Annotated in this window: 29 protein-coding genes and 1 pseudogene; 19 read left to right on the top strand and 11 right to left on the bottom strand. The window is 68.4% G+C overall.

Translation table 11 applies throughout. The features are described 5' to 3' along the window. Positions 1 to 84 precede the first annotated feature (84 nt). Both ACE3T8_RS04745 and aqpZ read left to right on the top strand, forming a co-directional pair. Positions 85 to 1,173: a hypothetical protein gene (locus tag ACE3T8_RS04745; RefSeq protein WP_374607242.1), complete on the top strand. Its 1,089-nt coding sequence runs from the start codon at positions 85 to 87 to the stop codon at positions 1,171 to 1,173. Between the two features lie 93 nt (positions 1,174 to 1,266). Then, positions 1,267 to 1,979 (top strand): annotated as a pseudogene (aqpZ, locus tag ACE3T8_RS04740) (aquaporin Z). Positions 1,980 to 2,036: 57 nt separating this feature from the next. On the opposite strand, the gene rlmKL reads toward aqpZ, so the two are convergent. Genes rlmKL through ACE3T8_RS04725 form a run of 3 tightly spaced genes read right to left on the bottom strand, consistent with a single transcriptional unit; the run spans position 2,037 to position 5,232 of the window. Next, complete coding sequence (rlmKL, locus tag ACE3T8_RS04735; RefSeq protein WP_374607240.1) at positions 2,037 to 4,166, bottom strand: bifunctional 23S rRNA (guanine(2069)-N(7))-methyltransferase RlmK/23S rRNA (guanine(2445)-N(2))-methyltransferase RlmL; 2,130 nt, start codon at positions 4,164 to 4,166, stop codon at positions 2,037 to 2,039. A gap of 50 nt (positions 4,167 to 4,216) precedes the next feature. Continuing rightward, positions 4,217 to 4,741: an alpha/beta family hydrolase gene (locus ACE3T8_RS04730; protein WP_374607239.1), complete on the bottom strand. Its 525-nt coding sequence runs from the start codon at positions 4,739 to 4,741 to the stop codon at positions 4,217 to 4,219. Beyond that, complete coding sequence (locus ACE3T8_RS04725; protein WP_374607238.1) at positions 4,738 to 5,232, bottom strand: MOSC domain-containing protein; 495 nt, start codon at positions 5,230 to 5,232, stop codon at positions 4,738 to 4,740. The genes ACE3T8_RS04730 and ACE3T8_RS04725 overlap by 4 nt, the downstream gene beginning before the upstream one ends. 22 nt (positions 5,233 to 5,254) lie before the next feature. Between ACE3T8_RS04725 and ACE3T8_RS04720 the strand changes: the two genes are divergently transcribed. The 3 genes from ACE3T8_RS04720 (at position 5,255) to ACE3T8_RS04710 (ending at position 7,716) form a co-directional block, all read left to right on the top strand. Further along, a complete protein-coding gene (locus ACE3T8_RS04720; protein WP_374607236.1) occupies positions 5,255 to 5,866 on the top strand; it encodes an N-acetylmuramoyl-L-alanine amidase in 612 nt (203 codons plus the stop codon). Positions 5,867 to 6,023: 157 nt separating this feature from the next. After that, on the top strand, positions 6,024 to 6,908 hold the full coding sequence (gene tesB, locus ACE3T8_RS04715; RefSeq protein ID WP_374607235.1) for an acyl-CoA thioesterase II: 885 nt from the start codon (positions 6,024 to 6,026) through the stop codon (positions 6,906 to 6,908). 1 nt (position 6,909) lies between these two features. Further along, positions 6,910 to 7,716, top strand: a complete 807-nt coding sequence (locus tag ACE3T8_RS04710; protein ID WP_374607233.1) for a hypothetical protein — start codon at positions 6,910 to 6,912, stop codon at positions 7,714 to 7,716. A 56-nt stretch (positions 7,717 to 7,772) separates the two neighbouring features. Here ACE3T8_RS04710 and ACE3T8_RS04705 read toward each other — a convergent pair whose 3' ends face one another. Then, positions 7,773 to 8,501: an EF-hand domain-containing protein gene (locus ACE3T8_RS04705; RefSeq protein WP_374607231.1), complete on the bottom strand. Its 729-nt coding sequence runs from the start codon at positions 8,499 to 8,501 to the stop codon at positions 7,773 to 7,775. 109 nt (positions 8,502 to 8,610) lie between these two features. Between ACE3T8_RS04705 and ACE3T8_RS04700 the strand changes: the two genes are divergently transcribed. Further along, positions 8,611 to 9,330 carry an arginyltransferase gene (locus ACE3T8_RS04700; protein ID WP_374607229.1) on the top strand — a complete coding sequence of 240 codons (720 nt, stop codon included), beginning with the start codon at positions 8,611 to 8,613 and terminating at the stop codon, positions 9,328 to 9,330. Further along, a complete protein-coding gene (locus ACE3T8_RS04695) occupies positions 9,327 to 10,553 on the top strand; it encodes an endonuclease/exonuclease/phosphatase family protein (RefSeq protein ID WP_374607228.1) in 1,227 nt (408 codons plus the stop codon). The genes ACE3T8_RS04700 and ACE3T8_RS04695 overlap by 4 nt, the downstream gene beginning before the upstream one ends. 24 nt (positions 10,554 to 10,577) lie before the next feature. Here ACE3T8_RS04695 and ACE3T8_RS04690 read toward each other — a convergent pair whose 3' ends face one another. Both ACE3T8_RS04690 and purT read right to left on the bottom strand, forming a co-directional pair. Further along, entirely contained in the window at positions 10,578 to 10,949 is a 372-nt protein-coding gene (locus ACE3T8_RS04690; RefSeq protein WP_374607227.1) for a hypothetical protein, read from the bottom strand. Positions 10,950 to 10,961: 12 nt separating this feature from the next. Further along, positions 10,962 to 12,167 carry a formate-dependent phosphoribosylglycinamide formyltransferase gene (purT, locus tag ACE3T8_RS04685; protein ID WP_374607225.1) on the bottom strand — a complete coding sequence of 402 codons (1,206 nt, stop codon included), beginning with the start codon at positions 12,165 to 12,167 and terminating at the stop codon, positions 10,962 to 10,964. A gap of 90 nt (positions 12,168 to 12,257) precedes the next feature. Between purT and ACE3T8_RS04680 the strand changes: the two genes are divergently transcribed. From ACE3T8_RS04680 to ACE3T8_RS04645, 8 genes are all read left to right on the top strand, one after another. Continuing rightward, on the top strand, positions 12,258 to 13,166 hold the full coding sequence (locus ACE3T8_RS04680) for a hypothetical protein (RefSeq protein WP_374607223.1): 909 nt from the start codon (positions 12,258 to 12,260) through the stop codon (positions 13,164 to 13,166). Positions 13,167 to 13,323: 157 nt separating this feature from the next. Further along, positions 13,324 to 14,199 (top strand): SPFH domain-containing protein, encoded by an 876-nt coding sequence (locus ACE3T8_RS04675; protein WP_374607222.1) that lies wholly within the window; start codon positions 13,324 to 13,326, stop codon positions 14,197 to 14,199. Between the two features lie 13 nt (positions 14,200 to 14,212). Further along, a complete protein-coding gene (locus ACE3T8_RS04670) occupies positions 14,213 to 14,392 on the top strand; it encodes an Arc family DNA binding domain-containing protein (protein ID WP_374607220.1) in 180 nt (59 codons plus the stop codon). Then, the gene (locus ACE3T8_RS04665; RefSeq protein WP_374607219.1) at positions 14,389 to 14,559 is read left to right on the top strand and encodes a DUF4177 domain-containing protein; all 171 of its coding nucleotides are present in this window, start codon (positions 14,389 to 14,391) and stop codon (positions 14,557 to 14,559) included. The genes ACE3T8_RS04670 and ACE3T8_RS04665 overlap by 4 nt, the downstream gene beginning before the upstream one ends. Before the next feature lie 35 nt (positions 14,560 to 14,594). Next, entirely contained in the window at positions 14,595 to 15,989 is a 1,395-nt protein-coding gene (locus ACE3T8_RS04660; RefSeq protein WP_374607217.1) for an alpha/beta fold hydrolase, read from the top strand. A gap of 3 nt (positions 15,990 to 15,992) precedes the next feature. Further along, entirely contained in the window at positions 15,993 to 16,541 is a 549-nt protein-coding gene (locus tag ACE3T8_RS04655; protein ID WP_374607215.1) for a PH domain-containing protein, read from the top strand. 31 nt (positions 16,542 to 16,572) lie between these two features. Continuing rightward, entirely contained in the window at positions 16,573 to 17,391 is an 819-nt protein-coding gene (locus tag ACE3T8_RS04650) for a M15 family metallopeptidase (RefSeq protein ID WP_374607214.1), read from the top strand. Continuing rightward, positions 17,388 to 18,410, top strand: a complete 1,023-nt coding sequence (locus tag ACE3T8_RS04645; protein ID WP_374607212.1) for an acyltransferase family protein — start codon at positions 17,388 to 17,390, stop codon at positions 18,408 to 18,410. The genes ACE3T8_RS04650 and ACE3T8_RS04645 overlap by 4 nt, the downstream gene beginning before the upstream one ends. A gap of 119 nt (positions 18,411 to 18,529) precedes the next feature. On the opposite strand, the gene rfbD is transcribed toward ACE3T8_RS04645, so the two are convergent. The 5 genes from rfbD to ssb all read right to left on the bottom strand — a co-directional run bounded on the left by rfbD (position 18,530) and on the right by ssb (position 22,630). Beyond that, positions 18,530 to 19,420 (bottom strand): dTDP-4-dehydrorhamnose reductase, encoded by an 891-nt coding sequence (rfbD, locus tag ACE3T8_RS04640; RefSeq protein WP_374607210.1) that lies wholly within the window; start codon positions 19,418 to 19,420, stop codon positions 18,530 to 18,532. Further along, on the bottom strand, positions 19,417 to 19,980 hold the full coding sequence (rfbC, locus tag ACE3T8_RS04635; RefSeq protein ID WP_374607208.1) for a dTDP-4-dehydrorhamnose 3,5-epimerase: 564 nt from the start codon (positions 19,978 to 19,980) through the stop codon (positions 19,417 to 19,419). The genes rfbD and rfbC overlap by 4 nt, the downstream gene beginning before the upstream one ends. Beyond that, positions 19,977 to 20,861, bottom strand: a complete 885-nt coding sequence (gene rfbA / locus ACE3T8_RS04630; RefSeq protein WP_374607207.1) for a glucose-1-phosphate thymidylyltransferase RfbA — start codon at positions 20,859 to 20,861, stop codon at positions 19,977 to 19,979. Before rfbA ends, rfbC begins: the two co-directional genes overlap by 4 nt. 124 nt (positions 20,862 to 20,985) lie before the next feature. Next, complete coding sequence (gene rfbB, locus ACE3T8_RS04625) at positions 20,986 to 22,044, bottom strand: dTDP-glucose 4,6-dehydratase (protein WP_374607206.1); 1,059 nt, start codon at positions 22,042 to 22,044, stop codon at positions 20,986 to 20,988. A gap of 58 nt (positions 22,045 to 22,102) precedes the next feature. Next, entirely contained in the window at positions 22,103 to 22,630 is a 528-nt protein-coding gene (gene ssb / locus ACE3T8_RS04620; RefSeq protein WP_374607205.1) for a single-stranded DNA-binding protein, read from the bottom strand. 196 nt (positions 22,631 to 22,826) lie between these two features. Between ssb and ACE3T8_RS04615 the strand changes: the two genes are divergently transcribed. The 4 genes from ACE3T8_RS04615 to ACE3T8_RS04600 are packed head-to-tail and all read left to right on the top strand — an operon-like array spanning position 22,827 to position 26,818. After that, positions 22,827 to 23,453 (top strand): DUF2170 family protein, encoded by a 627-nt coding sequence (locus ACE3T8_RS04615; protein ID WP_374607203.1) that lies wholly within the window; start codon positions 22,827 to 22,829, stop codon positions 23,451 to 23,453. Further along, the gene (locus ACE3T8_RS04610) at positions 23,453 to 24,130 is read left to right on the top strand and encodes a PspA/IM30 family protein (protein ID WP_374607202.1); all 678 of its coding nucleotides are present in this window, start codon (positions 23,453 to 23,455) and stop codon (positions 24,128 to 24,130) included. Before ACE3T8_RS04615 ends, ACE3T8_RS04610 begins: the two co-directional genes overlap by 1 nt. A gap of 12 nt (positions 24,131 to 24,142) precedes the next feature. Continuing rightward, the gene (locus ACE3T8_RS04605) at positions 24,143 to 24,784 is read left to right on the top strand and encodes a hypothetical protein (protein WP_374607200.1); all 642 of its coding nucleotides are present in this window, start codon (positions 24,143 to 24,145) and stop codon (positions 24,782 to 24,784) included. A gap of 30 nt (positions 24,785 to 24,814) precedes the next feature. After that, on the top strand, positions 24,815 to 26,818 hold the full coding sequence (locus tag ACE3T8_RS04600) for a hypothetical protein (RefSeq protein ID WP_374607199.1): 2,004 nt from the start codon (positions 24,815 to 24,817) through the stop codon (positions 26,816 to 26,818). The last annotated feature ends 32 nt before the right edge of the window (positions 26,819 to 26,850 follow it).

The following is a 26,850-nucleotide window of genomic DNA, read 5'->3' as shown; positions in this document are numbered from 1 at the left end:
CAATACGGCGACCGGACCATGCATCCGTTGACGCCGCCTGCACACATGGCAAACACTCCATGCTTTCGGCAGCGGATCACCGCCATGGCACTGACCCTGGGCACCACCGGCATGGACAGCAAGACCAAAGCCGAGGTGCAGGCCGCCTTCAAGGCCGCCAATGCGGAAACCGGCAACCTGTGGACACTCGTCGAAGGCGACGAAGCCGATTACGTCGTCATCGACATGGACAGCCTCTACGGACCGATGAGCTGGCTGCGCCTGCATGCCGCGGGCCGCAAGGTCATCGGCCTGACGTCCGTGGATCGCAACCAGACCGATCACCGCCTGCCGCGCCCGATCAGTGCCGACGATTTCACTGTGTTGCTCAGCGAAATCGCGGTGGACGCACCGGTCGAGGCCGCCGCCGCGAAGGCCGCTGCTGCAGCGGCACCGGTCGCCGCGCCTGCCCCGAAGACCGAAGCGGAAGCACCGAAGGTCGAGGCCGCGCCGCCGCAATCGATCGCGGCGCCGGAACCCGAGCCGGCAGCGATCCCCGCGCCGGAACCCGAACCCGTCCCGGAACCGATCCGCGAACCCGAACCGGTGTTCCAGTTGCCGCCGGATCGTGGCCTGGCGCAATGGTTGATGGCCGGTGGACTGGAACGTCGCGTCCGCCTGCAGCGCGGCGATGCCCCCGCGATCCTGATCGATCCACGGGCGAAGGCATGGCATGGCCCGGCCACGCTCAAGCCCCTTGTCGGCTATTTCGACGGCACCTTGCTGCTCGAGGATTTCGCCACCCCGGATGCCACGGCATGGGAATCCGAAGCCGCGGCGATCGGTGCCGCGCAACCGCTGTCCCGCCTGCAATGGCTGGGCGGGCTGCTGGCCGGCCATGGCGCGCTGCTCCCGGGGCTCGATCCGGACGGCAAGTACCGCCTGCTGAAGTGGCCGCAGACCGAACGCGAATACCCCAAGCACTTCCGCATCGCCACCGCGATGATGAAAGGCCCGGCGACCGTGGCCGAGGTCGCCGAGGCCAGCGGCGTGGCGAAGGAAGACGTCGCCGATTTCGTCAATGCCAACCTCGCGACCGGCTATGCCGAGTCGACCCGCGACGCACCGCCGGAACCGGACACTCCCGCCAACAAGCCGTCTGGAGGCCTGTTCGGGCGCATGCGCGGCCGCTGACCGCGCCGGCTTTAACGCATTTCCCACGCCTGCCGACCGCGCTTCGGCTGACGTGAAGGCGCGCGCGACTGGCGCGCGCGTCTCGCTGGGGAGATCGCGATGATCAAGCGACTCGGTGCCGAGTGCATCGGCACGTTCTGGCTGGTGCTGGGGGCGGCTGCGGCAGCGCCGTGCTGGCGGCGTACTTCGGCGGCGACGGCAATCCCCTGGGAATCGGCTTGCTCGGCGTGTCGCTGGCGTTCGGCCCGACCGTGCTGACCGGCGCCTATGCGCTGGGCCACACTCCGGCGCGCACTTCAATCCGGCGGTGAGCTTCGGCCTGTGGGCGGGCGGTTCTCCGCGAAGGACCTGCTGCCCTACATCGTCGCCCAGACCCTCGGCGCGATCCTGGCGGCATGGATCTGTTCCAGATCGCCAGCGGCGCGGCCGGCTTCGCCATCGACAACAACGCCGCGGGCGCGTTCGCCACCAACGGCTTCAACGCGTTCTCCCCCGGCGGCTACAGCATGACCGCGGCGTTCCTGTGCGAAGTCGTGATGACCGCGATGTTCCTGGTGATCATCCTCGGCGCGACCCACAAGAACGCGGCACCGGGCTTCGCACCCATCGCGATCGGCCTGGGCCTGACCCTGATCCACCTGATCAGCATCCCGGTCACCAATACCTCGGTGAACCCGGCGCGTTCGACCGGCGTGGCGCTGCTGGTGGGCGGTACTCCGCTCTCGCAGCTGTGGCTGTTCTGGGCTGCGCCGATCATCGGCGGCGTGCTGGGCGGCGTGGTCTACAAGTGGCTGGGCAAGGACTGATCCGCGCCCGTCCTGATGTGCGAAGGGCCGCAGCGATGCGGCCCTTCTTCGTTGCGCTCAGGCCGCGGTGATCCGCCATGCGCGATGGATGCGCGCATTGCGGGCGAAGTCCGGCGGGATGGTCGAGGCGCTGATGTCCTCGACGCGGGCGAACTCGCCGATCGCGGCTTCATCGAGCTTGAAGCGGCGGAAATTGTTGGAGAAATACAGCACGCCGCCCGGCGCCAGCCGCGCCACGCCCGCACGCAGCAGGCGCACGTGGTCGCGCTGCACGTCGAAGTCGTCGGCGCGCTTGGAGTTGGAGAACGTCGGCGGGTCGCAGAACACCACGTCGTAGCTGCCGCGGTCCGCCTCCAGCCACCTCAGTGCGTCTGCCTGGGCGATGCGGTGGCGGGTGCCGCCGATGCCATTGCCGCGCAGGTTGTCGGCCAGCCATTCCAGGTAGGTCGCCGACAGGTCGACGCTGGTGGTCTCGTGCGCACCCTGGACCGCGGCCTGCACGGTGGCCGCACCGGTGTAGCAGAACAGGTTGAGGAAATGCTTGCCGCGCGCCTCCAGCGCCATCCGCGCGCGCAGCGGGCGGTGGTCGAGGAACAGGCCGGTATCGAGGTAGTCGAACAGGTTCACCTGCAAGGTCGCGGCGCCTTCCTCGACCTGCAGGAATTCGCCACGGTGATCGAAGCGCCCGTATTTGGAACCACCCTTGCCGGTGCTGCGGGTCTTCACCGCGACCCGCTCCTTCGGCACGCCAAAGACGTCACGCACGCCGGACAGCAGGTCGTTCAGGCGCTTGCGCGTGGTCGCTTCGGGGATGTCGTCGGGTGCCGCGTATTCCTGCACGTGCAGCCAGGTGTCGCCCGCAGTCGAGGTGTACACGTCGACCGCGCAGGCGTACTCGGGGATGTCGGCATCGTAGGCGCGGAAGCAGCTGACCTGTTCCTGCTGCCGCCAGCGCTTCAGCTTGTCCAGATTCTTGCGCAGCCGGTTGGCGACCATCTGCGCGCCTTCGGCGAGTTCGCGCTTCTCCGCGCCCTCGCGCACCGGCGGCGCGATCGGCTCGCAGGTGATCAGGCTGCACTCGATCGGGCCGTTGAAGACCTGGTAGCGCTTCTGCGCACGCAGGCCGGTGGCGCGCGCCAGTTCGAAATCGCCGCACAGCAGGCTGGCCCGCCACGCCGGCGCGCTGCGCTTCAGGGCTTCGCCGAGCGTGCGGTAAAGCGCCGGATCCGCAGCCAGGCGGGCGTCGTACGGCGGATTGCAGACCACCACGCCGCGCGGGTTTTCCATCGCAGGCAGGTTGGCGATGTCGCATTCGCGGAACGCAATCGCGGTTTCCACGCCGGCGGTGCGCGCGTTCTCGCGGGCGGCGCGGATCGCATGCGGATCAAGGTCGCTGCCGTGGATGCACGGACGCAGCGACGCCCGCCCGCGCGCTTCGCGTTCCAGCGCCTCCACGCACAGGCCACGCCACCCGTCGACATCGAAACCCAGCCAGCGCGTCGGCAACGCATCGCCATGCCGCTGCAGGCCGGGTGCCACGTCGGCCGCCATCAGTGCGCCTTCGATCAACAGGGTGCCGCTGCCGCACATCGGATCGAGCAGGTCGCCGCTTTCGGCATACGCCTGCGGCCAGCCACCGCGCATCAGGACCGCGGCCGCCACGTTTTCCTTCAACGGCGCCTCGCCCTGCAACTTGCGCCAGCCGCGCCGGTGCATCGGCCCGCCGCCGAGGTCGATCGACAAGATCGCACGGCCCTTGCGGACGACCAGGCTGATGCGCACATCGGGCGATTCGACATCGACATCGGGACGCGCGCCCGTCTTCGCGCGCAGGGTGTCGACGATCGCGTCCTTCACCCGCTGTGCCGCATAACGTGCGTGGGTGATCGCATCACCGGACACATGCGCATCGATGGCGATGCTGTGCCCCGGACCGAGATGTTCGGTCCAGTCCACCGCTGCAGCACCCGCGTACAGCGCATGCTCGTCGGGGCAGTCGAACTCGGCGATCGGCCAGGCCACGCGACTGGCCAGGCGCGACCACAGCACCGCGCGCTGCGCGTCCAGCAGGCTGCCTTCGACATTCGCGCCTGCGATCGCGGCAGTGGCGCGGACGCAACCCAGCGCGACCAGTTCGTCGGCCAGCAGGTATTCCAGGCCCTTGCCGCAGGATGCGAAGAATTTCAAAGCGACCTCATCGGTGTGTTGCGGCCGTCCCGGCATGCGCCGGAACGAGATCAAAGCGTTGCGAGCAATTGGGCGAACGCGTCCGCACTTGCTTGCACATGGTCGGACAGGCGATGCGAGTCGTCGACCAGCAGCAGGCGCGCATTGCGCGTGGCGGCCCAGTCGACCACCTGCGCCGCGGGAATCAGTTCGTCGTGCCACCCATGGATGATCGATGTCGGCACCGTGGCGGCCTGCAGCGCGGGCGCACGCCCCATCGCGATCGGTGGCGCCATCAGGAACAGGCCCGCTGCAGGCACCTGCAGGGACACCTGCCCGGAGATCCACGCACCCAGGCTGGAGCCGGCCAGCACCAGCGGGCCACGCGCGGCCGCGGCCTGCGCAAGCGCGAGCAGGCGCTGCAGGCGCGCGGGCACATCGCCGAGCTCGCTGACCTCGCGCCGGGCATCCAGGTCGGTGAAATCGGGGCGTTCATGGGTCCAACCCAGGCGCTCGGCCGCATCCGCCAGCGCGGTCACCTTGGTCGCGTCCGGGCCGCTCTCGAAGCCGTGGGAGAGGATGCAATGCCCGATCATTCGGCAACCACCGCATCGCCCACGCGCAGGCTGCCGCCTTCGAGGATGCGCGCGCACAGCCCGCCCATCCCGCGCATCGCGTTGTAACCGCCCGGACCGAGCGCGTCTTCCATGCGTGAACACGGATCGCAATCGTCGGTGCCTTCCAGCAGCAGCTGGCCGATGCGGAAGCGCCGACCCTTCAGGGCGACCAGCGGAATCCCCGACACCAGCACGTTGCGGCGCAAGCTGGCCGGTGCGATCTCCGCATGCCCGGACAACGCGGCGATGACCGGCAGGTGCTCGGCCTGGATCAGGGTGATCCCGCGCTTGCCGCTGCCGCTCGCGTAGCGGTCGCCGGACAATCCCTTGCCTGCCGTCGCTTCTGCCACCTCAACGGGAAGCATCGCCACGTCACGCGCCGGGCGCAGGCCGATCCAGTCCACCCGCCCCGCGCGCGGGAACTGCGCGAACAGGCGGCCGAGTTCGGAATCGGGGGGCGGCTGCTTCATGCGCGAATGCTAGCATCGGCCGATGCCTGCCCCGCCGATTCGCCGTCACCTGCTGCCCTATGCCGACGCACTGGCAGCACGCGAATCGGCGGCCATCGACACCGTGGTGATCCACTGCACCGAGCTGCCGGACCTGGCCACCGCGCGCGAGTACGGCGAGCGGATCCTGTATCCCGCCAGCGGCACCGGCAACAGCGGCCACTACTACATCGACCGCGACGGCGGCATCGTCGAATACGTGACGCCGCAACGCGTCGCCCACCACACCCGTGGCTGGAACCCGCGCAGCATCGGCATCGAACTGGTCAACATCGGCCGCTTCCCGGACTGGCTGGATTCACGCCGGCAGGCGATGGACGAGCCCTACACCGAGGCTCAAGTCGAATCGCTGGTCGCCCTGCTTGCCGACCTGCAGGCGCGCATCCCGTCGCTGGTGCAGATCGCCGGCCACGAGGACCTGGACCTGGACGAGGTCGAGGCCAGCGACGATCCGGCGGTGAAAGTGCGACGCAAGCGCGATCCGGGGCCGCTGTTTCCGTGGAATGAGGTGTTGCAGGCCGTACCGCTTCAACGCTTCGCCATGACCAGCGATCATTCCGGCATCGACGGCGAGACCGTCGGGCGATTCGCGTAGCGGCATTCGAGCCGCGCAGCCCTGCCTGCCGGCTTGCATGCCGGCAGGCGTTCGCGAGCTCGCGGCTGTGCCGCTCGAATTCCTCGCTCACCACCGCGGTAGGCGCCGTCGAGCGATGGAACCGCCTGGCCTTTGGCCACCACTCTATAATTCACGCATGACCTCCCCCGTCTCCGAACTGATCGAACTGCTCTCGCTGGAGCGGCTGGAAGACAACCTGTTCCGCGGCCAGAGCCGCGACATCGGCACCCGCTACGTGTTCGGCGGGCAGGTGCTTGGACAGGCGCTGTCGGCCGCGCAGGCGACCATCGATCCCGCCACCGGCGCGCGCGCCGCGCATTCGCTGCATGCTTACTTCCTGCGTGCAGGCGACATCGAGCACCCGATCGTCTACGACGTCGACCGCACGCGCGACGGCGGCACGTTCTCCGTGCGCCGGGTCACCGCCATCCAGCACGGCAAGGTGATCTTCTTCTGCGCGGCCTCGTTCCAGGTCGCGGAAGACGGGGCGGAACACCAGCTGACGATGCCGGAAGTGCCCAAGCCCGAGGATATCCAGCCCGCACCGGCGCTCGCCACCGATGTGCTGGAAGCGCTGCCGACCAAGGTCCAGCGCTGGCTGTCGCGGATGGGACCATTCGAGTTCCGTCACGTCTACCCGCGCGACGAACTGAATCCGCCCAAGCGCCCGCCCTACCAGCAGGTCTGGTTCCGCCTGTCCGAGCCGGTCGGCGATGCACCGGAACTGCATCGCGCCTTGCTGGCCTATGCCAGCGATTTCCACCTGCTCGGCACCGCGACCTTCCCGCACGGCATCAGCTACTACCAGCCGGACGTGCAGATGGCCTCGCTCGACCACGGCCTGTGGTTCCACCGCGATTTCCGTGCCGACGACTGGCTGCTCTACAGCATCGACAGCCCGAGCGCACAGGGTTCGCGCGGGCTTGCACGCGGGCAGATCTTCGACCGCGCCGGCCGGCTGGTGGCCAGCACCGCGCAGGAAGGCCTGATCCGCGTCGTGCCACCACAGGCGGCGGGCTGAGATGCGCCAGGTCTTCACCAGCCCACGACTGGAAAACGTGGAATCGGTCGCCGGTCTGTTGCGCGAGCAGGGCATCGAGGTGCGGATCACCAACGATCGCTCCTACCGCGGCAACCGCCGCAGCAGCTTCAGCTACCGCGACCAGGAAGAAGCCGCGCCGCAGCCGGCCGTGTGGATCGTCAATGCCGACGAACAACCGCGCGCGCGCCAGTTGCTGCGCGACGCCGGCCTGCTGGACAGCTCGCGCGACGGTACGTCCAGCTACCTGCCGCTGTCCGCGCTGAAGGATGCAGTGCCGGATCCGCACGCGAAGGCCAAGCGCAAGATGTACATCAAGCTGGGCTTGCTGGTGGCGATCCTGGCGGTGATCGGGGTGATGCTCTACGGCCAACCCAAGGCACCGCCCACCGCGTCCACGGCAGTGGCGGCCAAGCCGGCTCCGCCGCCCGCAGACATCGTTCCGCAGTCGGCCGAAGAGCTCGAGGCCTATCGCGTCGACATGCCCACCGCGCTGGCCAGGCGGCTGGTCGATGACGCCCTGGCCACGCGCAAACCGGCGCAGGCCTGCATCACGGTCGACGGTGCCGATCCGGCAGCCGCCTTGCTGCAATCGCGGGATGCCGGCAAGACCGCGCTGTTCGCCGGTTCCGCGTGCCCCGCTGGTTCCGCGCTGCGCATCGCGGTAGGCGAGTACATGACCGACGGCAGCGGCACCGGCAAGGTCACGGTGCAACTGGACGATGAGGCCGCGCGCGTCCTCGACGTCGAACGCGACGGCACCGCCTGGCGGATCCTCGACGCACGCTGAGCGCAGGCACGACGACGCCCGGCATGCCGGGCGTCGTTGCAACCACCGGATCGGTGTCAGTGCTTGCGCGAATGGCTCCGATCGCCACCGCGCAACGACCTGGCCGCATCGAACTCGGCCCTGGTCAGCGTGCCGTCCTTGTTCGCGTCCATGCGGTCGAAGGCCTTGCCGGCGCGCTGCAACTGCTCGGCCTCGGTCGAGACCGGACGCACCCTGGGCGTCTTCCCGGCGGCCTCGGCGCGCTGCGCGAACTGCGCGCGACGCTCGGCACCACGCGCACCCTGCTCCACCGCGAACTCGTCGCGGCTGAGCCTGCCGTCCCTGTTCGCATCCGCGCCGGCGAAGAACGCCGCACGTTCACGAGTCATGCGCAGTTCCCGGTCGCTGCGGTCCAGGTAGCCGTCCTTGTTCGCGTCCATCTCGGTGAAGCGCGCGGCGAACCCGGCGTTGCCGGCATTCGCCTCGGTGCGGCTGATGCGGCCGTCCTTGTCGGTGTCCAGCGCCTGCAGGCGGTCGCCGCCGCGGCCCCCGCCGCGCTTGCCGTGCATGCGCTGCGGGCGTTCGCCGGCGCTGAGCTTGCCGTCCTTGTTGGCGTCCAGCTGGTCGAACTTCGCCGCCAGTCTCGGCGCCTTGGCGGCCTCGGCGCGGTCGATCACGCCATCGCCATTGGCGTCGATCCGCTGTGCGGCCTTCACGCCGCTGGCGGGTGCGGCGGTCTGCGCGACCGCGAAGGTGGACGCCAGCGCAGCGGCGACCGCCAGGGCCAGGATGTGCAACTTCTTCATCGTTCATCTCCAACCGGCACGCGCCGGGCTTGCAGGGAAAACGCGGCGGGTGCGTGGCGGTTGACAGCGAGGGCAGCGCGCAGCTGAACGAGGGCGCTATCCTGCCGGCATGGGCACCGACGCCGACAACCTGCGCATGTTCCACACCGGTGCCCACCCCTGCGGCTACTGGGACGACCGCGAGGCCCGCGACCTGGTCCTGGATCCGCGCGATCCGCGCCTGGCGCAGGCCTACCCGATGGCGCTGGACTGGGGCTTCCGCCGCTCCGGCGACATCGTCTACCGGCCCAGTTGCAGCGGCTGCCAAGCCTGCGTGGCGGTGCGCATCCCGGTCGACGCCTTCACCCCGGATCGCAGCCAGCGCCGTTGCCTGGCGCGCAATGCCGATGTCGACGCACGCATCGTGGCGCCGGTCCGCAGCGACGAGCACCTGGCGCTGTACCGCAAATACCTGGCCAGCCGGCATGCCGGCGGCGGCATGGACGACCACGGCGCGCACGAATTCGACCAGTTCCTGATCGGTTCGTGGAACGAGGGCCGCTTCCTCGAGTTGCGCGAACACCGGACGCACGCCCTGCTCGCGGTGGCAGTCACCGACCTCGCTGCCGATGCGCTGTCCGCGGTCTATACCTTCTACGATCCCGACCACGCCACGCGCGGGCTCGGCACGCTGGGCGTGTTGCGACAGGTCGAATGGGCGCGCCGCGACGGGCGCAGCCACCTGTACCTGGGCTACTGGATCGCCGGGCATCCGAAGATGGATTACAAGCGCCGCTTCCAGCCGCTGGAAGGCTTCAACGGCCGCGGCTGGCGGCGCCTGCAGGCGTGAGCGCGCGTATCGCCTCATCGTGGCTGGCGGCCTGCACCGCAACACTGCTGGTCGCCTGCGCAGCCACCACGCATCACTCCACGGACGGGGACGCGATGGCATCGACGCCGATCGCCACGCTGCGCGTGGCCACCTACAACGCCTCGCTGTACGACGAAGACGCGGGTGGCCTGGTCGCCCGCCTGCAACTGGGCAATGCGCAGGCGCGCAAGATCGCCGCGGTGCTGCAGAAGGTCCGCCCCGACATCGTCCTGCTCAACGAGTTCGACTACGACGCCGCGCAGCGCGCCGCCGACCTGTTCCAGCGCGACTACCTCGAGGTCGCGCAGGCCGGCGGCGGCGCGCCGCTGCATTACCCGCATCGCTATCTCGCGCCGGTCAACACCGGCGTGCCCAGCGGCCTCGATCTGGACGGCAATGGCGAGACCGGCGGGATCGGTCGCGAGCGCGGCAACGATGCCTGGGGCTACGGCCTGCATCCCGGCCAGTACGGCATGCTGGTGCTGTCGCGCTTCCCGATCGACGCGGCCGCCGTGCGCACCTTCCAGTTGCTGAAATGGCGCGACATGCCGGGCGCTCGGCGGCCGATGGATCCCGCCACCGGCAAACCGTTCCATGCCGATGCGGTGTGGGAACAACTCAGGCTGTCGTCGAAATCGCACTGGGACGTGCCGATCGAAACGCCAGTGGGCACCCTGCACCTGCTCGCATCGCACCCCACGCCGCCGACCTTCGACGGCCCCGAGGATCGCAACGGCAAGCGCAACGCCGACGAGATCCGGCTGTGGCGCGAGTACATCTCGCCCGGGGCGAAACCGTGGTTGTGCGATGACGCCGGCCGTTGCGGTGGGCTCGCCGCCGATGTGCGCTTCGTGATCGCCGGCGACCTCAACAACGATCCGGTCGATGGCGATGGCCACCACGACGCCATCCTGGAACTGCTCGAACATCCGCGGGTGCTGCGCATGGCCACGCCGCGCAGCGCCGGTGGCGAAGCCAAGGCGCGCGACTACGCGGCTGCCGGCATCCTGCGGCGCGGATCACCGGCCCACGTCACCGGCGACTTCGGCCCGCGTGTCGGTGCATTGCGGCTGGACTACGTGTTGCCGTCGAGCGGCTTCGCGCTTGCCGGCAGCGGCGTGTTCTGGCCGGCGCCGGGCGATGCGGATGCGGCGATCGCCGACGGCAGCGACCATCAACTGGTCTGGGTCGACCTGCGCTGAGTGCGCTGGACCGCGCGGCTGCGGTCAGCCCGCCGGTGACGGCGTGGGCGCGGCATCGGCGCCGGGTTTCGCGTCTGCCTGCGGCATGATCCCCAGGCCGGGCTCCAGCAGGACCGGCGCGCGATTGCGGTTGTGGAAGCCGAATTCCTCGTCGCTGTGCGCGGACACGATCATCCGCACCATGTTCCCCGGCACCATCAGTTCCAGCGCGATCGCCCGGCCGTCGACGGTGCGACCTTCCAGGGTCATCTCGATGAAGGCGCCACCGGTGTCGACTTCGCGGCAGGGCACATGCGGGCCGGCGGGGCCGTCCTGCAGGTAGGGCTTGATTGCATCGCCCAACGCTTCGAGCGCGGGCGGGAAGAAAAACACGGCATATCCGGCGGATTCGTTCATGCCTGCAGTCTCTCACCCAGCCCGCAAATCGACCGTCAACGCCGCCGCGGCATCGCGGGCCAGCGCGCGGGCGGCATCGATGTCGTCGGCGCGCGCCAGGGTCACTGCCACGCGGCGATGCCCTTCCACCTTCGGCTTTCCGAACAGCCGCAATTGCACGTCGGGATGCGCCAGCGCGGCATCCACGCCTTCGAACACCGGTACGCCATGCCCGTGCGCGAGCACCGCGCAGGACGCGGACGGCCCCGACTGGCGGATCGTGCCATCGGCGTCGGCATGGATCGGCAGGCCCAGGATCGCGCGCGCATGCAGGGCGAATTCGCTGAGTTCCTGCGATACCAGGGTGACCAGGCCGGTGTCGTGCGGACGCGGGCTGACCTCGCTGAACCAGACCTCGTTGCCCTTGATGAACAATTCGACGCCGAACAGGCCCCAGCCACCCAGGTCATCGGTGATCGCGCGGGCGATGTCCCGCGAGCGTTGCAACGCCAGCGCTGACATCGGCTGCGGCTGCCAGCTCTCGCGGTAGTCGCCGTCGCGCTGCAGGTGCCCGATCGGCGCACAGAAATCGGTGCCGCCGGCATGGCGCACGGTGAGCAGGGTGATCTCGTAGTCGAAATCGATGAAGCCCTCGACGATGCAGCGACCGGCACCCGCGCGGCCACCGGTCTGCGCGTAGTCCCAGGCGGCGTCGATGTCGGCCTCGGATCGCACCAGCGACTGGCCCTTGCCCGACGACGACATCACCGGCTTGACCACGCAGGGAATGCCCAGCGCGGTCACAGCGTCCCGATAGTCCTCGGCCGTGTCGACGAACCGGTACGGCGAGGTCGCCAGCCCCAGCGTTTCCGAGGCCAGCCGGCGGATGCCCTCGCGGTCCATCGTCAGCCGCGCGGCGCGTGCCGTCGGGATGACGCGCGCGGCGCCTTCGGCTTCCAGTTCGACCAGGGTCTGCGTGCTGATCGCCTCGATTTCCGGCACCACCAGATGCGGTTGTTCGAGTGCGACCAGCGCGCGGATCGCGGCGCCATCCAGCATGTCCAGCACATGGCTGCGATGCGCGACCTGCATCGCCGGTGCGTTGGCGTAGCGATCCGCGGCGATGACCTCCACGCCGAAGCGTTGCAGCTCGATCGCCACTTCCTTGCCCAGTTCACCCGAGCCCAGCAGGAGCACGCGGGTGGCGTGCGGGGACAGCGGCGTGCCGATGCGTGTCATGCGGAAGTCCGATCGTGGGAAGCGCCAATTCTAGCGAAGCCGACCATCGGACACTGTCGCCCGCGCGCACCGACATGCGATCCTCGACGCATGTCGATCCGCCCACTCCCGCGGCTGTCGCTGCTCGCCGCGCTGCTGGCGTGCGTGGTCGCGTGCGCACCGCCGTCGCTGCCGTTCGCACGCCTCGCGGGCGTGATCACCAGCGGGATGTTGGGCGAGATCAGCGGCCTGGCGGCATCGCACGTGCATGAAGACGTGCTGTGGGTGATCAACGACGGCGGCAATCCCGCGGAGATCTTCGCGATCAACCGCCGCGGCCGGTTGCTTGCCCGCTACGACGTGCGCGGCGCGCGCAACATCGACTGGGAAGACCTGGCCAGCTTCAGCCTGGATGGCAAGCACTACCTGCTGGTCGCCGATACCGGCGACAACGGCGGCAAGCGCAAGGACATCGTGCTGCACGTTATCGAGGAACCGGTGACCCTGGCCGGTGGCGAACTCAAGCCGGCATGGTCGATCCGTGCGCGCTGGGCGGACGGCCCACGCGACTGCGAGGCGGTCGCGGTCGATGCCGCCGCCGGGCAGGTGCTGCTGGTCTCGAAGAAGCGCAGCCCGCCGGACCTGTTCGCGCTGCCGTTGGCGAAGTCGCGTGGCGTGCGCGAGGCGCGCCGCATCGGTCGCCTGGCCGGGGTACCGCAGGCCAGCGCGGAACTGCATCGCAACGACCCGAAACTGGCCAGGCTGTTCCCGCAGGTGACCGCCGCAGACCTCTCGCCGGACGGCCTCACCCTGGCCGTGCTGACCTACGGCAGCGTGCTGTTCTACCGGCGCACGCCCGGCGAAGACTGGGGCGCGGCGGTCGCGCGCGCGCCGGAAGCGCATGACGTACCGCTGATCCCGCAGGCCGAAGCGCTGGCCTGGAGCACCGGTGGCGCCGGCCTGTACGCCAGCGGCGAGTTCAAGCCGGCACCGCTGTTTTATCTCAGCCCGCAGGGCTGATCGACGCAGGCGAAATGGGGACGGAGGCAGTCAAGCGCGCCTGACTGCCTCGGTCAGCATGCCAAGCCGTTCGTCGGCCCACAGTAGAATGATTGATATCAATTTGATATCAATTCACTCAAGCGCCCATTCCGGGCTGCCATGACGAGACGCCGCCATGAAAGAAAACCCCATCCACTCCCTTCCCGGCATTCCGTTCCTGCTGGGCGTCCTGGCCGCATCCGCCGTCGCCGCGTGGCTGTTCCTGACCGGCGTGGGCGCGGGCGGCGGCGAGCCGTCCCCGGTCAAGATCCTCTCCGGGGTCCTGCTGGGCACGATCGCCTTCCTCAGCCTGATCGGCCTGTACACGGTGCAGCCCAACCAGGCCGCGGTGATCAGCCTGTTCGGCAAGTACGTCGGCACGGTCAAGGAAAACGGCCTGCGCTGGAACAACCCGTTCTTCGGCAAGAAGAAGATCAGCCAACGCATCCGCAACTTCGAGAGCGGCAAGCTCAAGGTCAACGAGCTGGACGGCAGCCCGATCGAGATCGCATCGGTGATCGTGTGGCAGGTGGTGGACGCATCGGAGGCGGTCTACAACGTCGACGACTACGAGAGCTTCGTGCACATCCAGGCCGAGTCCGCCCTGCGCGCGATGGCCACCAGCTATCCCTACGACCAGCACGAGGACGGCCAACTCGCCCTGCGCAGCCACGCCAATGAAGTCGGCGCGCACCTGAAGCAGGAACTGCAGGAACGCCTGGCCGATGCCGGCATCGAAGTGCTGGACGCACGCATCAGCCACCTCGCCTACGCACCGGAAATCGCCCAAGCGATGCTGCAGCGCCAGCAGGCCAACGCGATCATCGCCGCGCGCACGCGGATCGTCGCCGGCGCGGTGGGCATGGTCGAGATGGCCCTGGCCGAGTTGCAGAAGAACGGCGTCGTGCAACTGGACGAGGAGCGCAAGGCGCAGATGGTCAGCAACCTGCTGGTCGTGCTCTGCGGCGAGCGCAGCACCCAGCCGATCGTCAACACCGGCTCGCTGTACTGAGCCCGGCACGACCGTGAGCGAGAAGAAGGCCTATCCGCTGCGCATCAACGCCGACGTCCTGGCGGCGGCGCAGCGCTGGGCCGACGACGAACTCCGCAGCCTCAACGCGCAGATCGAATACGTGCTGCGCGATGCGCTGCGCAAGGCCGGGCGGCTGCCCACTACGCCATCGAAGAAGGAAGACGCCTCATGACGAGCACGCGCTGGCACTACAAGGTGGTCGAGATCACCCAGTGGATGGGGCTGAAGCCCAAGAAGATCGAGGAACTGATCGCACCGCTCGGGCAACTGGGCTGGGAACTGGTCTCGGTGACCCAGGTCGCCGCCTCGACCGTCCTCTACCTCAAGAAGCCGGCCTGAGCGCCGACGATCCACGCACATCCGGGGAGAACCACATGCTGCACATCGTCCACATGATCGAACGCCGTTACGGCCCGGCACGCGGTCGCCAGTTGGTCGGCCGCATCGCCATCGCCTCGCTGTTGCTGCTCGCCCTGGGCGCAGGCCTCGCGATGTCGCTGCCGGCGCGTGCACAGGCGGTCGATGGCAAGGCCATCGCCATCCGCGCGCTCGACCACATGGATGCCGGCGAATACGCCCAGGTCGAGGCGATGTTCGATGCCGACATGGCCAAGGCCGTGCCTGCAGACAAGCTGAAGGCGGTATGGGAATCGCTGCCGGCGCAGGTCGGCAAGGCGACCGGCCGCGGCGACGCGCAAACGATGGAACAGGCAGGCAGCACGCTGGTCCAGGTGCCGTTGCATTTCGAGAAGGCCGAACTGATGGCGAAATTCGCCATTGAAGGCGGCGGCAAGATCGTTGGCTTCATGATCCAGCCCGCGCAGGCCGCGGCGGCGCCGGCTTCCGCGCCCCCGGTGGCCGAGGATGCGAGCTTCAGCGAGCGCGAGGTCATGGTCGGCGGCGACGACCGCGCCCTGCCCGCCACGCTGGCGCTGCCGAAAGGCGATGGTTCGTTCCCCGCCGTGGTGCTGGTGCACGGCTCCGGTCCGCACGACCGCGACGAAACCATCGGCCCGAACAAGCCCTTCCTCGACATCGCCCGCGGCCTGGCCGCGCAGGGCATCGCCGTGCTGCGCTACGAGAAGCGCTCCAAGGCGCGTCCCCAGGACTTTGCCAGCGGCATGTTCGGCGTGGACGAGGAAACCACCAACGACGCGGTGCAGGCGGTGGCCACCCTGCGCGGCATCGACGGCATCGACCCGAAGCGCGTGTTCGTGCTCGGCCACAGCCAGGGCGGGATGATGGCGCCGCGGATCGCCGCGGTCTCCGGCCACGTCGCCGGGCTGGTGCTGCTGGCCGCACCGGCGCGGTCGCTGCTCGACATCGTCATCGAACAGAACCGCCGCCTCGCCGTGCTCGACGATGGCAAGACCAGCGACGCCGAACGCGACGCAATCACCGCGATCATCCAGCAGGTGCGCATCACCCGCGATGCCGCGACCGACCCCGCGACGAAGACCGTGATGGGCCTGCCGGCGGGTTACTGGCGCAGCATCGACAGCGTGGATCCGGTCGCCGAAGCGAAGTCGGTCGGCTTGCCGATGCTGGTGCTGCAGGGTGCGCGCGACATCCAGGTGGTCGATGCCGACTGGCAGGGCTGGCGCGGTGCGTTCCATGCCGACCCGAAGGTCAGCTTCAAGCTCTACGAGACGCTCAACCACCTCGCCATGCCCGGCGAAGGCGATGGCACCCTGGCCGAATACCAGCAGCCCAACCACGTCGATGCAACGCTCATCGACGACGTGGCCGCGTGGATCAAGGCGCGCTGAGCCATGAAGCCTGCGCCACCGGCATCACGTTCGTTCGCGGTCACCCCGCCGCCTGCATATGCATGGCTGTGGCTGGCCGGAATGGGCGTGCTGCTGCCGCTGGGAATCGTCGTCGGCATGCATCTCTCCGGCGAGCAGCTGCGGACGGCCGGGATCGTCCCGGTGCTGGTGATCGTGCCGTTGGTCTTCGCGATGCTCCTGGCCGCGATGAAACGCCGCGTGGTCGAACTGCACGACGGCGTGCTGGAGGTACGCGCCGCCCTGTTCCGCCAACGCGTCGCCGTCGCGCAACTGGACCTGGAGCGCGCCCGCGTCGTCGACCTCGCCGAACGCACCGAACTGCGCCCGGTCGTCAAGACGGGCGGCATGTCGATGCCGGGCTTCCACGCCGGCCGCTTCCGCCTGCGCGAGAAATTCGGCAGGGCCTTCTGCCTGCTCACCGATCGCCACCGCGTGCTGTGGCTGCCGCTGCGCGACGGCAAGGATCAGATGCTGCTCAGCCTGGAGCAGCCGCAGGCACTCCTGGACGCGCTCAAGGCCTCGCGCGGCTGACGCCGGGGCAGTCACGGCCTATGCTTCGCGGATGCCACGCACGCCCCCCGTTCCGCTGAAGGCCGTCCTGCTCAACACGCCGGACATCGAACTCTGGCCCGGCGGTCTTCTGCGCGCGCGCAGCAACCACGATGCACGGGCGCTGTCGCGTGCGCGGCATGTGTTGCGGCGCAAGCGCGATGGCGCCTACCTGGCAGCCGATCTTTCCGAAGGTCTGCTGCCGCTGCTGCCGGGATTGCAACGCGAGCCGGGGCTGGACGCCGCACTTGACGCGCTCGAGGCATCGCCGCTGGGTACGCGCAACGGCATCGACCACGTCGGCGAACTTCCGTTGCACCGCCTGCAGGAACGACTGGACGCGCTCGGCATCGATGCCGACGCCTACGAGGCACGCACCGGCCTGGCGCTCGTCGCCGAACCCGACTGGCTCGCGTTCGCCGGGTTCGATCGCTACCGGCGCGCGCTGTGGCTGCGCATCGATGCCGCCCGCGCGTGGTTGCGCATGCACGATGCGGCGGCGCGCGACGACGTCCTGCTGGACGCGATCTCCGGCTACCGCAGCCACGATTACCAACTGGGCATCTTCGACCGCAAGCTTGCGCGTGGCCTGTCGATCGACGACATCCTGGCCGTGAATGCCGCCCCCGGCTATTCCGAGCACCACGGCGGTTGTGCGCTCGACATCGGCACGCCCGGCGAACCGCCTGCCGAAGAATCGTTCGAGGCAACACCCGCATTCGAATGGCTGCAGGCGCATGCCGGCGGCCACGGGTTCGCCATGAGCTATCCGCGCGGCAACCCGCACGGGATCGTGCATGAGCCCTGGCATTGGCGATTCGCCTCGGCATGAGGTCGATCGCCCTCGCCGATGCCTGGAGCAGCGGCCGCAACAACTTCAACCTGATCCGCCTGTTCGCGGCGTGGCTGGTGATCTACGGCCATGCGTGGGCGATCACCGGCAGCGCGGGAGGCGACCTCGTCACGCACCTCACCCGGTTCAAGTTCGCCGGCGGCGTGGCGGTGGACGTGTTCTTCTTCATCAGCGGGTTCCTGATCGCGGCGAGCCTCGCCCGCAACGATGTGCGCAGCTACCTGGCCTCACGCGCGCTGCGGATCCTGCCGGCGCTGGTGGTGTGCGTGGCGCTCAGCGTGTTCGTGCTCGGGCCGCTGCTGACCACCGCGGACGACTACTGGCGCGATCCGATGACGTGGGACTACCTGTGGGCGAACAGTTCGCTGTGGGCGAGCCGGTACACGCTGCCCGGCGTGTTTCAGGCGCTGCCGCAGCAGGCGGTGAACGGCTCGCTGTGGACACTGCCGATCGAGGCGCGGCTCTACCTGGCCTTGCTGGTGGCCAGCCTGCTCGGCGTCCTCACCGCGCGTCGCTACACGCCGTTGTGGGCAATCGCGATGGCCGCGGCGTATGCCTTCGCCGCGTGGCGCAACCCGCTGCCCGAATGGCTGGCGAATTATGTCTGGTGCACGGCCTTCTTCATCACCGGCACCCTGTGCTGGCTGCATCGCGAACGCATCCGCCTGGGCGCCTGGCCGTTGGTCGCGTTGCTGGGCATCGCCTTGCTTGCGCGCGGCACGCCGTGGTTCCACCTGCCCTACTTCGCCATCGCCTGCTACGGCACGCTGTGGCTGGCCTTCGTGCCGACGCTGCCGCTGATCCGTCGCAACGACCTGTCCTACGGCCTGTATCTGTACGGCTGGCCGGCGGCGCAACTGGTGCAGCAGTTTTCGCCGGGTGGGCCGATGCACAACGTGCTGTGGGCGACGTTGCTGGCCGGTACGTTGGCGGCGGCGTCGTGGTTCGCGATCGAGCAGCCGGCGCTTCGTTGGAAGCGAAAAATGGGGTCAGAGTAGAGTTTTGCGGGCGCAGCACATGGGCATCCCGGAAATGGGGTCAGAGTGAATTTTGCGTCGATGTCGTCAGCATCGTTCGCGAATGCCGGTCGCAAAACTTCACTCTGACCCCATTTCCGCTACGCGGACCTGACGAGTCCCCGCAAGGTCGCGCGCAAACCCTCACGCCACGCCGGCGGCACGATGCCGAAATCCTCACGCAGCTGCGTCGTGTCCAGCACCGAGTAAGCGGGCCGCTTGGCCGGCGTCGGGAATTCCGCGGTCGCGATCGGCACCACCCTCGGCATGCGCGCGAGCAACCCGAGCGCATGCGCGTCCTCCATGATCGCGCTGGCGAACCCATGCCAACTGGTTTGCCCCGCGGCGACCAGGTGCCAGGTGCCGGCCTCGGTCACGCCATGAAGAATGAGGTCCGCGGTCGCATCGGCGATCCACGCGGCGGACGTCGGCGCACCGACCTGGTCGGCGACCACGCGCAGTTCGTCGCGCTCATTCGCCAGCCGCAGCATCGTCAACAGGAAATTCCTGCCATGCGAGGCATACACCCAGGCCGTGCGCAGGATCACGTGGCGCGCGCCGCTGGCGCGGATCGCGTCCTCGCCTGCCAGCTTGCTGGCGCCGTACACGCCGAGCGGAGCGGTGGCGTCGTCCTCGCGATACGGCTGCGATGCCCCGCCATCGAACACGTAGTCGGTCGAGTAATGCACCAGCAGCGCACCGCTCGCGGCGCATGCGTCGGCGATGGCCGCAGGCGCTTCGGCATTGGCGCGGAACGCGGCTTCGATGTCGCCCTCGGCCTTGTCGACGGCGGTGTAGGCGGCGGCATTCACCACCACGTCCGGCGCGACCTGCGCGATCACGGCGGCGAGTGATGCCGGTGCATCGAAATCAGCAGCGACATCCGCATCCTTGCCGTCGCGGGTGGCGACGACGAGTTCGCCGAGCGGCGCCAGGCTGCGCCGCAGTTCGCGACCGACCTGGCCATTGCCGCCGAGCAACAGCAGTTTCACGGTGCGATGTAGACCGGCAGGCGCTCCGCCGCGAGGTCCGCAAGCAGGGGCGCAACCGCATCCTTGGGCGACAGCGATGCCTCCGCCAGTGGCCAGTCGATGGCGAGTTGCGGGTCGTCCCAGCGCAGCGAGTTGTCGCTGGCGCGGTCGTAGGGCGCAGTGCAGAGATAGGTGAACACGGCGCTCTCGCTGAGCGTGAGGAAGCCGTGCGCGAATCCTTCCGGGATCCAGAAATGACGCTTGTTGTCCGCGCTCAGGAGTGCCGCCGCGTGCTGCCCGAACGTGGGCGAGCCCTGGCGGATGTCGACGGCGACGTCGTAGACCTCGCCTTCGAGCACGCTGACCAGCTTGCCCTGCACGCTGTCGGGCCACTGGTAATGCAGGCCGCGCAGCACGCCACGCTGCGAGCGCGAGACGTTGTGCTGGACGAACTGCGTGGGCAAGCCATGCTCGGCGAAGCGTGCGGCATTCCAGCCTTCGTAGAAGAAGCCGCGTTCGTCGCCGAACACCGCCGGTTCGATCACCACGCAGCCCGGCAGCCTGGTCTTGATCACCTTCATTCGACGCGCCCGTGTTCGAGCAGGCCGAGCAGGTACTGGCCATAGCCGTTCTTGGCCAGCGGCCGTGCGAGTTCGCGCAACTGGTCGGCATCGATCCAGCCGTTGAAGTAGGCGATTTCCTCCGGGCAGCTCACCCGCAGGCCCTGGCGCTTCTCGATGGTCTCGATGAAGGTCGAGGCCTCGACCAGCGACTCGTGCGTGCCGGTGTCGAGCCAGGCGTAGCCGCGGCCCATCTTTTCCAGTTGCAGCGAGCCATCGTCGAGATAGCAGCGATTGAGGTCGGTGATCTCCAATTCGCCGCGCGGCGAAGGCGTCAGGCCCGCCGCGAAATCGCTGGCACGGCCGTCGTAGAAATACAGGCCGGTGACCGCATAGCTCGACTTGGGCTGCGCGGGCTTTTCTTCGAGCCCGACGACCTTGCCGGCCGCATCGAATTCGGCCACACCGTAACGCTCCGGATCGCGCACCCAGTAGCCGAACACGGTCGCGCCATCGGCGCGTGCATCGGCCCGCTTCAACAGCTCGGTCAGGCCGTGGCCGTGGAAGATGTTGTCGCCCAGCACCAGGCAACTGGGGCCGCCGGCGAGGAACTCGCGGCCGATCAGGAACGCCTGCGCCAAGCCGTCCGGGCTGGGTTGCGCGGCGTACTCGATCGTCATCCCCCACTGCGAGCCGTCGCCCAACAGGTGTTGGAACAGGGCCTGCTCATGCGGGGTGTTGATGACCAGCACCTCGCGGATGCCGGCCAGCATCAACACGCTGAGCGGGTAATAGATCATCGGCTTGTCGAACACCGGCAGCAGCTGCTTGCTGACCGCCTTGGTGATCGGATACAGCCGCGTGCCGGAACCACCGGCCAGGATGATGCCCTTGCGTTGCATCAGTGCGACTCCGCATTGATTCGTTGCCATCCATGGCGTGGCAAATTCGCCTCGCGACAACCCTGCCCGGCCATCCACGGCAGGGCGCTCGGCGGTACGGCAGACGCCTTGGTGGCGTCCGCTGTCACGCGCCGCCTCGCCCGATGCGTTCCAGCCGATACGAGCCGTCGAGCACGCGCCGGACCCAGTCCTGGTGGGCGAGATACCAGTCCACGGTTTCGGCGATGCCGCGCTCGAAGGTGTATTCCGGCGCCCAACCCAGCTCGCCGCGCAGTTTCGAGGCATCGATCGCGTAGCGGCGGTCGTGGCCCGGGCGATCGGCGACGTACGTCACCTGCGATGCGCGCGGCTGTCCGTCCTCGCGCGGGCGGCGCTGGTCGAGCAGCGCGCAGATCGCGTGCACGACCTCGATGTTCTGCTTCTCGGCATTGCCGCCGACGTTGTAGGTCTCACCCACCCGACCGTTCGCCAGCACTGTGCGGATCGCCCGGCAGTGGTCGGCGACGAACAGCCAGTCGCGCACCTGCTTGCCGTCGCCATAGACGGGCAACGGTTCGCCGGCCAGCGCCTTGGCGATCACCAGCGGGATGAGCTTCTCCGGGAAGTGGTACGGCCCGTAATTGTTGCTGCAGTTGGTGGTGAGCGTGGGTAGGCCGTAGGTGTGATGGAAGGCGCGGACCAGATGATCGGACGCGGCCTTCGACGCGGAGTACGGCGAATTGGGCGCGTACGGCGTGGTCTCGCTGAAGGCGCCGGTTTCGCCTAGCGAGCCATAGACCTCGTCGGTGGACACATGCAGGAAGCGGAATGCCCCCTTCGCCTCGCCTTCCAGCGATTTCCAGTGGTCGCGCACGGCTTCCAGCAAGGCCAGGGTGCCGACCACGTTGGTCTGGATGAATGCCGCCGGGCCATCGATGGAACGATCGACATGGCTTTCCGCGGCGAAATTCACCACCGCGTCGGGGCGATATTCGGCCAGCAGCCGTGCGACCAGGGCACGGTCACCGATGTCGCCATGCACGAAGACGTGATTGTCGTCGCCGTCCAGCGAGGCCAGGGTGTCGCGGTTGCCCGCATACGTCAGCGCATCCAGGTTCACCACCTTGATGCCATCGCGCACGGCAGCCAATACGAAATTGCCGCCGATGAAACCGGCGCCGCCGGTCACGAGCCACGTCGTCATGCTTGTCAGCTTCCCTGCGTTGGGCGATGAGGAGGCCCGCCAGGCAGGCCGCGGCACATCAGAACGGGATGTCGTCGTCGAACGGCACGTCGTCGAAGTTGGCCGGCTTGGCCGGCGCGGGATCGCGACGCTGGGCCGGTGCGCGCTGCTGGCGATCGCCGCCGCTGCCGTAGCTGCCGCCGCCTCCCCCGCCACTGCGCTGGAAGCCGCCTTCGCGCGGCGCGCCACCGCCACCACCCGCGGCACCGCCTTCACGGCCGCCGAGCATCTGCATCTCGTCTGCCACGATGTCGGTGAAGTAGCGCTTCTGGCCGTCGTCGCCGGTCGTCTCGCTGTAGGTGATCCGTCCTTCGACGTAGACCTGCGAGCCCTTCTTCAGGTACTCGCCGGCGATCTCGCCGAGCTTGCCGAAGAAGGTCACCCGATGCCACTCTGTCTTTTCCTGCTGGTTGCCGTCCTTGTCCTTGCGGACCGAACTGGTGGCCAGGCTGACCTTGGTGATCGCCATGCCGCCCTGCGTGTACTTCACCTCGGGGTCGTTGCCCAGGTTGCCGACCAGGATCACCTTGTTCACGCCGCGTGCCATGTTCTTCCTCGACTCGGTTTCGTCCGGATCGGACGACTGACAGTGGAGTATAGCGGCCGGCCCCGGCGCAGTCGGGCGGCGCCGTGGGACTAGGTAGGAAATCCACGCACACCCGGCAGGCCTCCACGACGGAGCTGGCGGGATCCTCGCCAGAAACCGCTTGACGATCTTTCATGTAAGAAATAGATTCAATTACATGAAAGATGGTCAAGCCACCCCGAAGACCTCCACCGAGCACCAGCGCAGGTATCGGGAGCGGCTGCGCGAGCAAGGCCTGGTCAAGAAGGACGTGTGGATCCGCCCCGAGTACGCAGCGGAGCTGGCCGCCATCGAAAAGTCCATGCGCGACCCCGAGCGCGACTCGGCAGCACCCATGCACGCCGAGGCCGGCTGGACCATCGCCACGATCCGCCATGCACTGGGCGAGACCAGCGCGGTCCGCGACGGGCTGATCGGCATCGAGACCATCGAGGGCGCGGAGCCGAGCCTGCACCTGGTCCTCCGCGAACATGGCGACCTGTCGCTGTTCGTCGCCGCAGTCGGCGGGCAGATCATCGTCGAGGCCTACCTGTGGCCGGTGGCGATGGTCGCCGACCCCGCCCTGTTCAACCTGCACGTGCTGCGCACGCAGAAGCTGCTGCCGCTCTCCACCATTGCCGTGCAGGCCGTCGCCGGCGTCCCCGGCTACATCATGTTCGGCGCGCTCGACGCGCATTCGCGGCTGGCCAGCCTGATGTTCGAAATCGAGACCCTGGCGGAAAACGTGCTGGGCGCCACCGACGCCTTCGCCGGCTACCTGCTGCCCGCGGAATCGGCGGCGTGATGTCGGGCCTGCTCGGACAATGGCTGGCGAGGCTGGGCGAGGACGTCGCCGGCGTCTCCGATGCGCTGTTCGGCGACAAGGTCGAGCGCCAGCTGGACCAGGACATCCGCGACCTCGATGACACCCTGCATCGGGTGCGCGCCGACATCGCCAGTACCAAGGCCGCCCGCATCGTCGGCGAGCAACACGAGCAGGACCTGCGCACGCGCATCGCCGCGCTCACCGCAGAGGCCGAGCAGGCGCTGCACACGCGCAAGCGCACCCAGGCGCGCGAGGCCGCGGAGCGGATCGTGGCGTTGCAGTCCCACCGGGACGAGGAGCGCGAGCGTGCGGAATCCCTGCAGGCCAGGGAAACCGAACTGGCGCACGTGCTCGAACAGGGCGAACACCAGCTGCGCCGTTTGAAACACCAGGTCGATACGCTGCGCGCAAGCGCCAGCCTGCAACAGGCGCAGGCCAGCGTGGCGCGGCGCCGATCCACGGAGACCGCGCATCCGGAACCGGCGCTGGCACCGGCGCAACGCGCACGCCAGCGCAAGGCCACGGGCGGGCCGGATTCCCGTGCCACGCCCGTTTCCCCGAAGGAGGCGGCGGGCGATGCGGCCGACCAGGTCCTGGAACGCATCGCCAGACGCATCAAGCCGAAAGCCCCTTCGCCCTCGACCGCCAAGCGCTGACCCGGACGCCGCATGACCGAATTCCTGCACACCGCGCTGACCTTCCCCACGCTGCCCTACAGCATCCTGCTGGCGTTCTGCGTCGTCTACTGGTTGCTGGCCGCAACGGGACTGGTCGACATCGACGCGATCGACGGCCTGTTGAGTGGCGATGGCGGCGGCGACAGCCACCATGCCACCGACAGCGCCGGCCTGCTGGCCCGCCTCGGGCTGGGCGGCGTGCCGATCATGATCGTGCTCACCGTGCTGTCGTTCTTCGGCTGGATGGCCACGTACTTCGTGCACCTGCTGGTGCTGCAACACCTGCCGGCGCCGCTGCGCCTGCTCGGCGGCATCGCCACCCTGGTCGGCGCCCTGGTGCCCGGCGTGTTCGTCACCTCGCTGTTGCTGCGGCCGGTGCGCAAGCTGCTGGTCAAGCTGCGTCCGCCGGTCGCGCCCAGCCTCCTCGGCCGCGCCGGCACGGTGATATCGCCCGAGGTCGACGCCAACCAAGGCCGCGCCGAATTCGCCGATGGCGGTGCCGGCCTGATCCTGCAAGTGCGGGTTGTGCCGCCGGAACGCTTCGTCCGCGGCGACCGCGTGGTCCTGCTGGAGCACGACGCCAACGCCAATACCTATCTCGTCATTTCCGAATCGCAGTTCAACGCGCACTAGGCACCATCAAGCACGCCACTGGAGCTTTCCATGACCTTCGCTCAAATCGCACCCTTCCTCGTCGGCCTCGGCGTCCTGCTGGTGTTCATTTTCGGCCTGATGGGCCTGTTCAAGGCTTTCTACAAGAAGGTCGACCAGGGCACCGCCCTGATCGTCAACGACATGAGCTCGCAGCCGAAGGTGCACTTCACCGGTGCGCTGATCGTGCCGGTCCTCTACCGCGCCGAATTGATGAAGATCAGCCTGATCACCCTGCAGGTGGATCGCCGCGGCAAGGAAGGCCTGATCTGCAAGGACAACATGCGCGCCGACATCACCGTGGCGTTCTACCTGCGCGTCAACGAAACCCAGGCCGACGTGCTGCGCGTGGCCAAGGCGATCGGCGCGGACCGCGCCTCCGACAAGAACGCGGTGGATGAACTGTTCAACGCCAAGTTCTCCGAGGCGCTGAAGACGGTCGGCAAGAAGTTCGAGTTCACCGACCTGTTCGAGAAGCGCCAGGAATTCCGCGACGAGATCGTCAAGGTCATCGGCAACGACCTCAATGGCTACGTGCTGGAGGACGTGGCCATCGACTACCTCGAGCAGACGCCCAAGAACCTGCTCGATCACAACAACATCCTGGATGCCGAAGGCATCCGCAAGATCACCGAACTGACCGCGCTGCAGAACGTCAAGACCAACGAACTGGAGCAGGACGAGAAGCTGCAGATCACCCAGAAGAACGTCAGCGCCCGTGAAGCGCTGCTCGCGCTCGAGCGTCAGCAGGCCGAGGCGGAAGCCCGCCAGAAGCGTGAGATCGAATCCGTGCAGGCCCGCGAGGAAGCCGAGACCGCGCGCGTGCGCGAAGAGCAGCGATTGATCTCCGAGAACGCACGCCTGCAGTCCGACGAACTGATCAAGATCCGCGAGCAGGAACAGCTGCGCCAGGTCGAAGTGGCCGAGCAGAACCGCCAGCGCGCGGTGACCATCGAGCAGGAGCGCGTCGAGCGCGCCAAGCAACTGGAGAAGGTCACCACCGATCGCGAAGTGCAGTTGCAGGGCGTCGAGCGCGACAAGGCGGTCGAGAACGGCCGCATGGAGGTCGCCAACATCGTCCGCGAGCGCACGGTCATCGACCAGACCGTCGCCATCGCCCAGGAGAAGATCAAGGAAACCCGCGAGGTGGCGGAGGCCGACCGCGCCAAGCAGGTCACCATCCTGCAGGCGGAAGCCGACGCGCAGGAAGTCCTGGTCAAGGAAGTGAAGGCCGCCGAGGCGGCGGAAACCGCGGCGAAGCACCGCGCGGTCGAGATGACCACGCTGGCCGATGCCGAATTGCTGGCCGCCAACAAGCAGGCCGAAGCCAAGAAGATGCTGGCCGATGGCGTGCGCGCCGAACGCGCCGCGCCTGGCCTGGCGGACGCGCAGGTGCGCGAAGCGAATGCGGCGGCGGTGGAGAAGGTCGGCGTGGCCGAGGCGCGGGTGATCGAGGCCAAGGCGCAGGCCAACTACAAGCAGGGCAGCGCGGACGCCAAGGTGCTGGCCGAACGGCTGGCCGCGGAAGCGGACGGCAAGGCGCAGATGGGCCGTGCCGAGGCGGAGAACAAGGCGCAGATGGGCCGCGCCCAGGCCGATGCCACGCAGGCGATGGGCGATGCAGAGGCGACCTCGATCGGCAAGCGCATGGCCGCGGAAGCCGAGGGCCTGACGTCCAAGTTCGACGCGATGGACAAGATGAGCCTCGAGTCGCGCAGCCACGAGGAATTCCGGATGGCGCTGGAGACCGGGCTGAAGCAGGCACTGGCATCGATCGAGGCCGGCCGCCAGGTGTCGAAGGAGAATGCCGAGGTACTGGGCGAAGCGCTGCGCGGTGCCAACATCGAACTGATCGGCGGCGACGGCGGCGTGTTCGATGCGCTGACCAAGGGCGTGTCGCTGGGCAAGGCGATGGAGGGCCTGGCGCAGCACAGCCCCATCCTGCAGCAGTTGCTGTCCAAGGTCGCCGGGGTGGAACTGCGTCCGGCGCTGGCCAACGACGCAGACAACGCGTGACGCGGTTGCGGGCATGCATTGGCGCGATTGCC

The sequence above is a fragment of the Thermomonas sp. genome (assembly GCF_041919455.1).
GTDB lineage: Bacteria > Pseudomonadota > Gammaproteobacteria > Xanthomonadales > Xanthomonadaceae > Thermomonas.
The sequence above is the reverse complement of the archived record's forward strand: the minus strand, read 5'-3'. Positions and strand labels throughout refer to the sequence as shown.

Bases quoted from the DNA above. Each gene is read 5' to 3' on its own strand.
- ACE3T8_RS04745 (WP_374607242.1), top strand. From the start codon at position 85: ATGGCACTGACCCTGGGCACCACCGGCATGGACAGCAAGACCAAAGCC.
- ACE3T8_RS04730 (WP_374607239.1), bottom strand. From the start codon at position 4,741: ATGATCGGGCATTGCATCCTCTCCCACGGCTTCGAGAGCGGCCCGGAC.
- ACE3T8_RS04725 (WP_374607238.1), bottom strand. From the start codon at position 5,232: ATGAAGCAGCCGCCCCCCGATTCCGAACTCGGCCGCCTGTTCGCGCAG.
- ACE3T8_RS04720 (WP_374607236.1), top strand. From the start codon at position 5,255: ATGCCTGCCCCGCCGATTCGCCGTCACCTGCTGCCCTATGCCGACGCA.
- tesB (WP_374607235.1), top strand. From the start codon at position 6,024: ATGACCTCCCCCGTCTCCGAACTGATCGAACTGCTCTCGCTGGAGCGG.
- ACE3T8_RS04710 (WP_374607233.1), top strand. From the start codon at position 6,910: ATGCGCCAGGTCTTCACCAGCCCACGACTGGAAAACGTGGAATCGGTC.
- ACE3T8_RS04705 (WP_374607231.1), bottom strand. From the start codon at position 8,501: ATGAAGAAGTTGCACATCCTGGCCCTGGCGGTCGCCGCTGCGCTGGCG.
- ACE3T8_RS04700 (WP_374607229.1), top strand. From the start codon at position 8,611: ATGGGCACCGACGCCGACAACCTGCGCATGTTCCACACCGGTGCCCAC.
- ACE3T8_RS04690 (WP_374607227.1), bottom strand. From the start codon at position 10,949: ATGAACGAATCCGCCGGATATGCCGTGTTTTTCTTCCCGCCCGCGCTC.
- purT (WP_374607225.1), bottom strand. From the start codon at position 12,167: ATGACACGCATCGGCACGCCGCTGTCCCCGCACGCCACCCGCGTGCTC.
- ACE3T8_RS04680 (WP_374607223.1), top strand. From the start codon at position 12,258: ATGTCGATCCGCCCACTCCCGCGGCTGTCGCTGCTCGCCGCGCTGCTG.
- ACE3T8_RS04675 (WP_374607222.1), top strand. From the start codon at position 13,324: ATGAAAGAAAACCCCATCCACTCCCTTCCCGGCATTCCGTTCCTGCTG.
- ACE3T8_RS04665 (WP_374607219.1), top strand. From the start codon at position 14,389: ATGACGAGCACGCGCTGGCACTACAAGGTGGTCGAGATCACCCAGTGG.
- ACE3T8_RS04660 (WP_374607217.1), top strand. From the start codon at position 14,595: ATGCTGCACATCGTCCACATGATCGAACGCCGTTACGGCCCGGCACGC.
- ACE3T8_RS04655 (WP_374607215.1), top strand. From the start codon at position 15,993: ATGAAGCCTGCGCCACCGGCATCACGTTCGTTCGCGGTCACCCCGCCG.
- ACE3T8_RS04650 (WP_374607214.1), top strand. From the start codon at position 16,573: ATGCCACGCACGCCCCCCGTTCCGCTGAAGGCCGTCCTGCTCAACACG.
- ACE3T8_RS04645 (WP_374607212.1), top strand. From the start codon at position 17,388: ATGAGGTCGATCGCCCTCGCCGATGCCTGGAGCAGCGGCCGCAACAAC.
- rfbC (WP_374607208.1), bottom strand. From the start codon at position 19,980: ATGAAGGTGATCAAGACCAGGCTGCCGGGCTGCGTGGTGATCGAACCG.
- rfbA (WP_374607207.1), bottom strand. From the start codon at position 20,861: ATGCAACGCAAGGGCATCATCCTGGCCGGTGGTTCCGGCACGCGGCTG.
- rfbB (WP_374607206.1), bottom strand. From the start codon at position 22,044: ATGACGACGTGGCTCGTGACCGGCGGCGCCGGTTTCATCGGCGGCAAT.
- ssb (WP_374607205.1), bottom strand. From the start codon at position 22,630: ATGGCACGCGGCGTGAACAAGGTGATCCTGGTCGGCAACCTGGGCAAC.
- ACE3T8_RS04615 (WP_374607203.1), top strand. From the start codon at position 22,827: ATGAAAGATGGTCAAGCCACCCCGAAGACCTCCACCGAGCACCAGCGC.
- ACE3T8_RS04610 (WP_374607202.1), top strand. From the start codon at position 23,453: ATGTCGGGCCTGCTCGGACAATGGCTGGCGAGGCTGGGCGAGGACGTC.
- ACE3T8_RS04605 (WP_374607200.1), top strand. From the start codon at position 24,143: ATGACCGAATTCCTGCACACCGCGCTGACCTTCCCCACGCTGCCCTAC.
- ACE3T8_RS04600 (WP_374607199.1), top strand. From the start codon at position 24,815: ATGACCTTCGCTCAAATCGCACCCTTCCTCGTCGGCCTCGGCGTCCTG.